This window comes from Kitasatospora sp. NPDC001159 (assembly GCF_053598235.1).
Map to the genome: position 1 here is coordinate 1 of NZ_JBSFJV010000201.1, position 5,548 is coordinate 5,548.

Annotated in this window: 4 protein-coding genes and 5 pseudogenes; 3 read left to right on the forward strand and 6 right to left on the reverse strand. The window is 67.8% G+C overall.

What is annotated here, in order from left to right; genetic code table 11:
• Nucleotides 1-149 precede the first annotated feature (149 nt).
• Complete coding sequence (locus ACWC9T_RS40505) at nucleotides 150-446, reverse strand: DUF6191 domain-containing protein (RefSeq protein ID WP_449826041.1); 297 nt, start codon at nucleotides 444-446, stop codon at nucleotides 150-152.
• Between the two features lie 61 nt (nucleotides 447-507).
• Between ACWC9T_RS40505 and ACWC9T_RS40510 the strand changes: the two are divergent.
• Nucleotides 508-1,506: pseudogene (locus ACWC9T_RS40510) on the forward strand (IS110 family transposase); the annotation flags it as partial.
• 65 nt (nucleotides 1,507-1,571) lie between these two features.
• Here the strand turns inward: ACWC9T_RS40510 and ACWC9T_RS40515 are convergent.
• The gene (locus ACWC9T_RS40515; protein WP_449826042.1) at nucleotides 1,572-2,294 is read right to left on the reverse strand and encodes an SMI1/KNR4 family protein; all 723 of its coding nucleotides are present in this window, start codon (nucleotides 2,292-2,294) and stop codon (nucleotides 1,572-1,574) included.
• 389 nt (nucleotides 2,295-2,683) lie between these two features.
• Here ACWC9T_RS40515 and ACWC9T_RS40520 point away from each other — a divergent pair.
• Nucleotides 2,684-3,090, forward strand: a pseudogene (locus tag ACWC9T_RS40520) (transposase); the annotation flags it as partial.
• A 78-nt stretch (nucleotides 3,091-3,168) separates the two neighbouring features.
• Nucleotides 3,169-3,333: pseudogene (locus tag ACWC9T_RS40525) on the forward strand (ISKra4 family transposase); the annotation flags it as partial.
• A 253-nt stretch (nucleotides 3,334-3,586) separates the two neighbouring features.
• Here ACWC9T_RS40525 and ACWC9T_RS40530 read toward each other — a convergent pair.
• From ACWC9T_RS40530 to ACWC9T_RS40545, 4 genes and pseudogenes are all read right to left on the reverse strand, one after another.
• Nucleotides 3,587-4,531 carry a C45 family autoproteolytic acyltransferase/hydolase gene (locus ACWC9T_RS40530; RefSeq protein ID WP_449826043.1) on the reverse strand — a complete coding sequence of 315 codons (945 nt, stop codon included), beginning with the start codon at nucleotides 4,529-4,531 and terminating at the stop codon, nucleotides 3,587-3,589.
• Nucleotides 4,532-4,664: 133 nt separating this feature from the next.
• A pseudogene (locus ACWC9T_RS40535) lies at nucleotides 4,665-4,928 on the reverse strand (transposase); the annotation flags it as partial.
• A gap of 29 nt (nucleotides 4,929-4,957) precedes the next feature.
• Nucleotides 4,958-5,104 (reverse strand): annotated as a pseudogene (locus tag ACWC9T_RS40540) (hemerythrin domain-containing protein); the annotation flags it as partial.
• A 63-nt stretch (nucleotides 5,105-5,167) separates the two neighbouring features.
• Nucleotides 5,168-5,548 (reverse strand): hypothetical protein (locus ACWC9T_RS40545; protein WP_449826044.1); only part of this gene is annotated, 381 nt, incomplete at its 5' end.

Here is a 5,548-nt window from a genome sequence, read left to right on the forward strand (position 1 = left end):
CTGGTCATACTGGCGACGGCGCAGCCAGACCCGCGCCCGCCGCAGCCACTACAAACGCCGAGGCCACACCCCATAACTGCGGTTGCAGTACTAGGGTCTGTTTCAGAAGTGGATCTTGCAGCGAGGGGATCGCGAATGGTGCGATGCGGCTACCTCTGCAGTTGAACAACTGCGGTGCCGCCGTTCAAGTCGATACCTACGCGAGGCGGGGCGCCGGCGTGATCGTCGTCCCGCATGACCAGTTGGGTCCGCCGCTGCTCGATTTGCACGCGCTTGTTGGCATTGAAGAAGGCATGCAACTCCTCGGTCGCGGTGGTGCCAAGGCCGAGCCCGCTGCTTCGCGCTCGAGTGGCCAGGCGGCGGCATAACCATCCTGGACGGCCGGATCGCACGACGAGATGCCGGATTGAGGCCAGTGCGAAAGGCACGATCACCAGCACGGCCATGAAGAGCAGACCCGCCATCATCATCGTGCCAGCCCAACGCGCGAAGGTGACACATCCGTTCCTGGCCGTTGCCGCCGTACGGCGGCGCCGGTCATACCCACTGGCCGCCGCGCGCTACCGCGACCGCAGCAGCGTCGCCCGGGCCAAGTCGGATGCCGCCGATGCTCGTGTCCTGGCCAACATCCTCCGCACGGACATGGCCGCCCACCGGCCGCTGCCCGCCGACAGCGAGCTCGTCCAAGCCGTCGCGGTCCTGGCCCGAGCCCACCAGGACGCGGTCTGGGACAAGACCCAGATGGTCAACAGACTCCGCTCCCACCTGCGCGAGTACTTCCCCGCCGCCCTCCAGGCCTTCCACGGTGCCGGCACGCTGGGCCTCGCCTCCAGCCACGCCCGGGCGGTCCTGGCCGCGGCACCCACCCCTGCTGCAGCCGCCCGGCTCACCCGCAGCCAGCTACGTGCACTGCTCAACCGCGCCGGACGGCTCCGCCGCGGGATCGACGCCGAGGTCGAACGGCTCCGCGAGATCTTCCGCAGGGACTGCCTGCACCACCTGCCGAAGGTCGAACAGGCCATGGGCAGGCAGGCCCAGGCCCTCATCCAGCAGCTCGACGCCACCTGCCGGAGCGTCGACGACCTCGCGACGGCTGCCGAGGAAGCGTTCCTCACCCACCCGGACTCGGAGATCATCACCAGCTTCCCCGGACTGTCCGTGACGTCCGGAGCCCGGGTCCTTGCCGAGATCGGCGACGACCGGGACCGGTTCGCCGACGCCCGGGCATTGAAGGCATACGCCGGCGCCGCCCCGGTGACCCGTGCCTCCGGCCGCAGCCGCGTCGTGGTCGCCAGGGCCGTCAAGAACCAACGCCTGGCCTCAGCCGGCTACATGTGGGCCTTCGCCGCCCTGCGCTCACACGAACCGCGCGGGCACTACGACGGCCGACGCGCCAGCGGCGAACGGCACACCGCCGCACTGCGGAACGTGTTCAACAAGCTCCTCGGCTGCCTCTACCACTGCCTGAAAACCCGCACCCTCTACGATCCCGCACTGGCCTTCGCGCACTCCCGCGCGCTCGTCTGCTCGATCCCCACAACGAACATGCCTACGCCGGTAGCGGCGTGCCTTCAGCCGACCCAGGGGCCCGGGAGCTCTTCACGGACGGTCTCAAGATCGGAAATCGTGCGCCCACGCGCATGAATCCACGACTGGTCCTGAAGGCCGTCCCGGCGAACCAACCGGCCGGCAGCCGCGTACCAGCGGACCGGCGAGTCGTCCTCGCTCGCCCACATCGGATGGTCGGGCAGGCCGACCCGGGCATAGCGGGCGTGAAGATCCGGCATCAGTGTGTCGGGCAGCTCGCAGGCGTCATAGAGGTTGTCCGCCCCGAAGAGCGACTCGCTCAGCACCAGCTCCACCCATGCCAGGGACATTCGGTCGAGAAAGGGAATCCACCCCTGATGCGATTCCACCACCACGGGGGGATCGTCCTGCTCGATCTGAGCCAGCGGGATTCCCCAGGAGGCGCAGTCCTGGTTTTCACGCCGGTAGACGAGGACGCCGCCCAGGGCGTCATCGACATAGAGGCCGGATGGCTTGACCAGAGGGTCCTGCTGCCGGGTCATGTCGTCCCGACGGCCGAAGAGCGCATAGCCCTCACTCAAGGCGGCCGGCAGCTCGAATCCCAGATCGGTCTCCACGACCGCCAACTCTTCTGCGGTGAAGCCGTCCTCCGGCTCCACCGGACGGCCCATCCAGGCGTCGGCGAACCAGCGCACGAACTCCCACGCATCGGAGCGGGTACGCACCCCGCTTCGCAGAGCCACCGCTACATCAGGACCGTCCAGCATGCCGAGGACGCTACCGCCTTCTGCAACCGCGCGGCGAGCCGCTGAGGCCCAGCCCCCAATCGCCGGCGGCTCAACTTGACCCGCCAACGACATGAGATGTCTTGGTGGTCAGTCCGCCGCGTGAGCGTTCGAGCCCGTGGCCATCGGGCTCGGTGAAGTGGCGGTTCGACCTGCAGATCCTCTTGCGGGCGCCAGCCGCGTGCTGGTGGGCGCGGGTGACCGTGGAGGCCACCGAGATGTCCCAGGTGATCAGCCCCTTCGCGTCCGCACGGGCCTGGAGCTGTTCAGAGGACGTTAAGTCCCTTTTCTCTCGGTTCGTGATCGCTCGTTCGTGTGAACGTCGGCCGTACTGGCGTGCCAGCCGGCGCTCGGGTGATGTTCTGCGGCTCATGGACAGACGGGCGTATCCGAGCGACTTATCGGATGGGCAGTGGGCGTTGATCGAGCCGATGATCACGGCCTGGAAGCAGGACAGGGTGGCGCGGTCGGCTACCGGGGATCCGGGGTCCTGTGATCTGCGGGAGGTCGTGAATGCGATCTTCTACCAGAACCGGACGGGCTGTCAGTGGCGCTACCTGCCCCATGACCTGCCGGCCTGGTCGGCAGTGTTCTACTACTTCACGCTGTGGCGCCAGGACGGTCTCGACCAGCGGATCCAGGAACTCCTGCGCTGCCAGGTACGGGACAGAAGGCCTGCCGATTAGAGGACCCGGTTCTCGTGATCACCGACACCCGGTCCGTCCGCGCGGCAGCCGGCGTCCCGAAAACCACGACGGGACTGGACGCGAACAAGAAGGTGTCCGCTTCGAGAAGTTCCTCGAACTGGGCGAGTCGGTCGTCGACAGTCCCGAGGGTGGGGCAGTCCCAGCGGTGCAGCCGGGCCACCCTTGCCTGCGTCTTCGACGCCGATCCGGCGCCCCGCCGGCCCCACGACATCATCGCCCCGCCCGACGGCCGCAGCCGCGAGCGGACACCGCGGCCGGGTCCGAGGGCCTCCTCGAAATGGCTGACCGCCTCGGTCGTCCACCCGCCCCGAAGGCACACGAGTAACTGTCAAGACTTGTGGATTGGTAACCAAGTGAGTGGAACTCGCCGAACTCACCCGGGAGCCCGACTCCCGCTTGGCCGTGCGCCGCATCACGCAGTCCCAGGCGGCCGAGCGCGCCCAGGGAGAAGCACCTCGGCTTTTGATCAGCTCAATCGCCCTGCGCCCAGGCGGCGACCGGCAGCGACGCGGGCGGCGGTTCAGCGGAGGCCGCGACGGTGCCGGGCGCCCCGGACCTCGTCACGCCTCAGCCGGCCCGGCCCAGGGTCACAGTGCGGGATCCGGGTGCGAAGTCGCCGAAGGACTGTTGCCAGGACTCGCCGGGCCAGTAGTACGTCACACGGCCCTCGACGGGCCGGTAGCAGGCTGTGTAGAGCGTTCCCGACTTCTGCTCGTCGAGGGATTGATACAGCGGCGGCTTCAGCATCGCCGCCACATCCGCACTCGCGGCGCGAATGGCGCGCAGCCGCTCCTGCGTCCGCAAGGCCCGCTCCTGCTCGTCGGTCACCGGCAGGTGCTGGTGATTGGCGGCGCAGGCATCCGGCGCCACCGTCGGCGACATGTCCGGCCCCACGAACACCGTGACCGCCTTCGCGGAATCGACCAGGGTGAGGTTCTGGGGGACGGCGACCGGCAGGGATCGCAGCTTGCTGACCGCCTCATCGACGGTGTCGCACGTCTCCAGCAGGTAGCGCACAATTATGAGAATGGCGAAGCCACGTCCGTAGACGGAACGTCCGCCGAAGGTGAGCGAGACCGCGAGGCCGGCGTCGTTCATCCCGTCCAGCAAGCCCCACAGCACGTCCTGCATCCCGATTACCGGGCGCAGGAAGCAGGAGGAGACGATGGTGCCCTCGCACTGATCAGGCGGGAAGTCGTAGTTGCGCAGCAGAGTGCCGTTCCCGCCGATCTGGGTGCAGGCCGGGGAGAACGGCCGCAACGCCGCATGGGTGAGGAAGGCTTCCCCTTCGGGCCGGTCGAGTTGGACGGCCAGGCGGTCCAGAACCGGGACCAGTTCCGGCATGTGCGCACGGAATAGCGCCCGAACGCGGTCCGCGCCCTCCAGAGTCCGGCCCTCCGCGGTCAGCAATCCCTCCATGTCCTGCCACAGGGCCCGGGCATGGGCGGCCCACCGCCCGTCGCTGCCATCGCCAACCTCGATCGCGCGGAAGGTCTTGTGCTGCTGCTTCATGGCTGCCACTCCCCTGTGAGAATCGGACGAGGTGGGGGCAATCTAGCTAATTGTGCAGGAAATTCACCAGGCGGCTGCCATCGGGGGAGGAGGCGGAGTAATTGTCGAGCGTTGTGGTTCGGGTGACGCGTGATCATGCAGCGGCGCCCTCCGGGCGCTCGACCAGGGCGCCGTTCTCAAAGCGGGCTCCCGCACGGACGAGAGGCACCAGATGGGCGCCGGTGATCGCACGCCAGCGAGCCTGGGCGGACTCGACGAGCTGGAACACCATCGACGTCGACTCGATCGGGTTCGTGGTCCGCAGGTGGACCCAGTGCTGGGCGGGGAAGTCGTAGAACGCCAGCAGCTCGTCCCGGTCATCCTTGATCTCGCGCCGCGCAGGCGGGCTTCGTCGGCCCGAGACAGGATCGAAGCGATCATTCCATGGTCCTCAACAAGATTCGCGACCGTCACAGCAAGGTCCGGGCGTTCCCGCAGCAACTGGGAGAACATCCCGTTGTCTTCACCCTGGTGGTGCGAGGTCAACGCGGCACAGAAGGCCAGGCAATGGGTAAGAAGCACATCGTCGCTCAACTGGCGGTGTCCGAGACTTGCCCTGATCTCACTGATCTGGCGACGCAGTTCTTGATGCGTTCGCTACAGCAGTCCGACCAGGAACCGCACCGCCAGCACGCATCCAAGCAACAGGAACCCGCCCACGAGCCACAGTCCCACACGCAACGCGAGGCCGGCCAGACGGTCACCGACGGTCCGAGGAGCCCTGTCCCACGGCTCATCCCGGAAGGGTTCAGCGGGAAGCGGGCCTGCGAGATCCAGACGCATGTGGTCCTCGGAGCAGTACGTGCGGTAGAGCACCTGGGTGCCCCGGCGGTTGATTTCCAGGGCCACCCAGCCCTCGGGGAAGTCGAGGCCCCTGCCGTATGCGGTCCTGGCCTCCCATCTGCCGCAGAAGTCACAGAGCTCCAGGTCCTGACAGTCCGTGGGCTCGTCCGGCTCGCTCGCCGTTCCGCCGGCGGT

Excerpts from the sequence above, each read along its gene's own strand:
- ACWC9T_RS40505 (WP_449826041.1), bottom strand. The coding sequence starts at position 446 with ATGGCCGTGCTGGTGATCGTGCCTTTCGCACTGGCCTCAATCCGGCAT.
- ACWC9T_RS40515 (WP_449826042.1), bottom strand. The coding sequence starts at position 2,294 with ATGCTGGACGGTCCTGATGTAGCGGTGGCTCTGCGAAGCGGGGTGCGT.
- ACWC9T_RS40530 (WP_449826043.1), bottom strand. The coding sequence starts at position 4,531 with ATGAAGCAGCAGCACAAGACCTTCCGCGCGATCGAGGTTGGCGATGGC.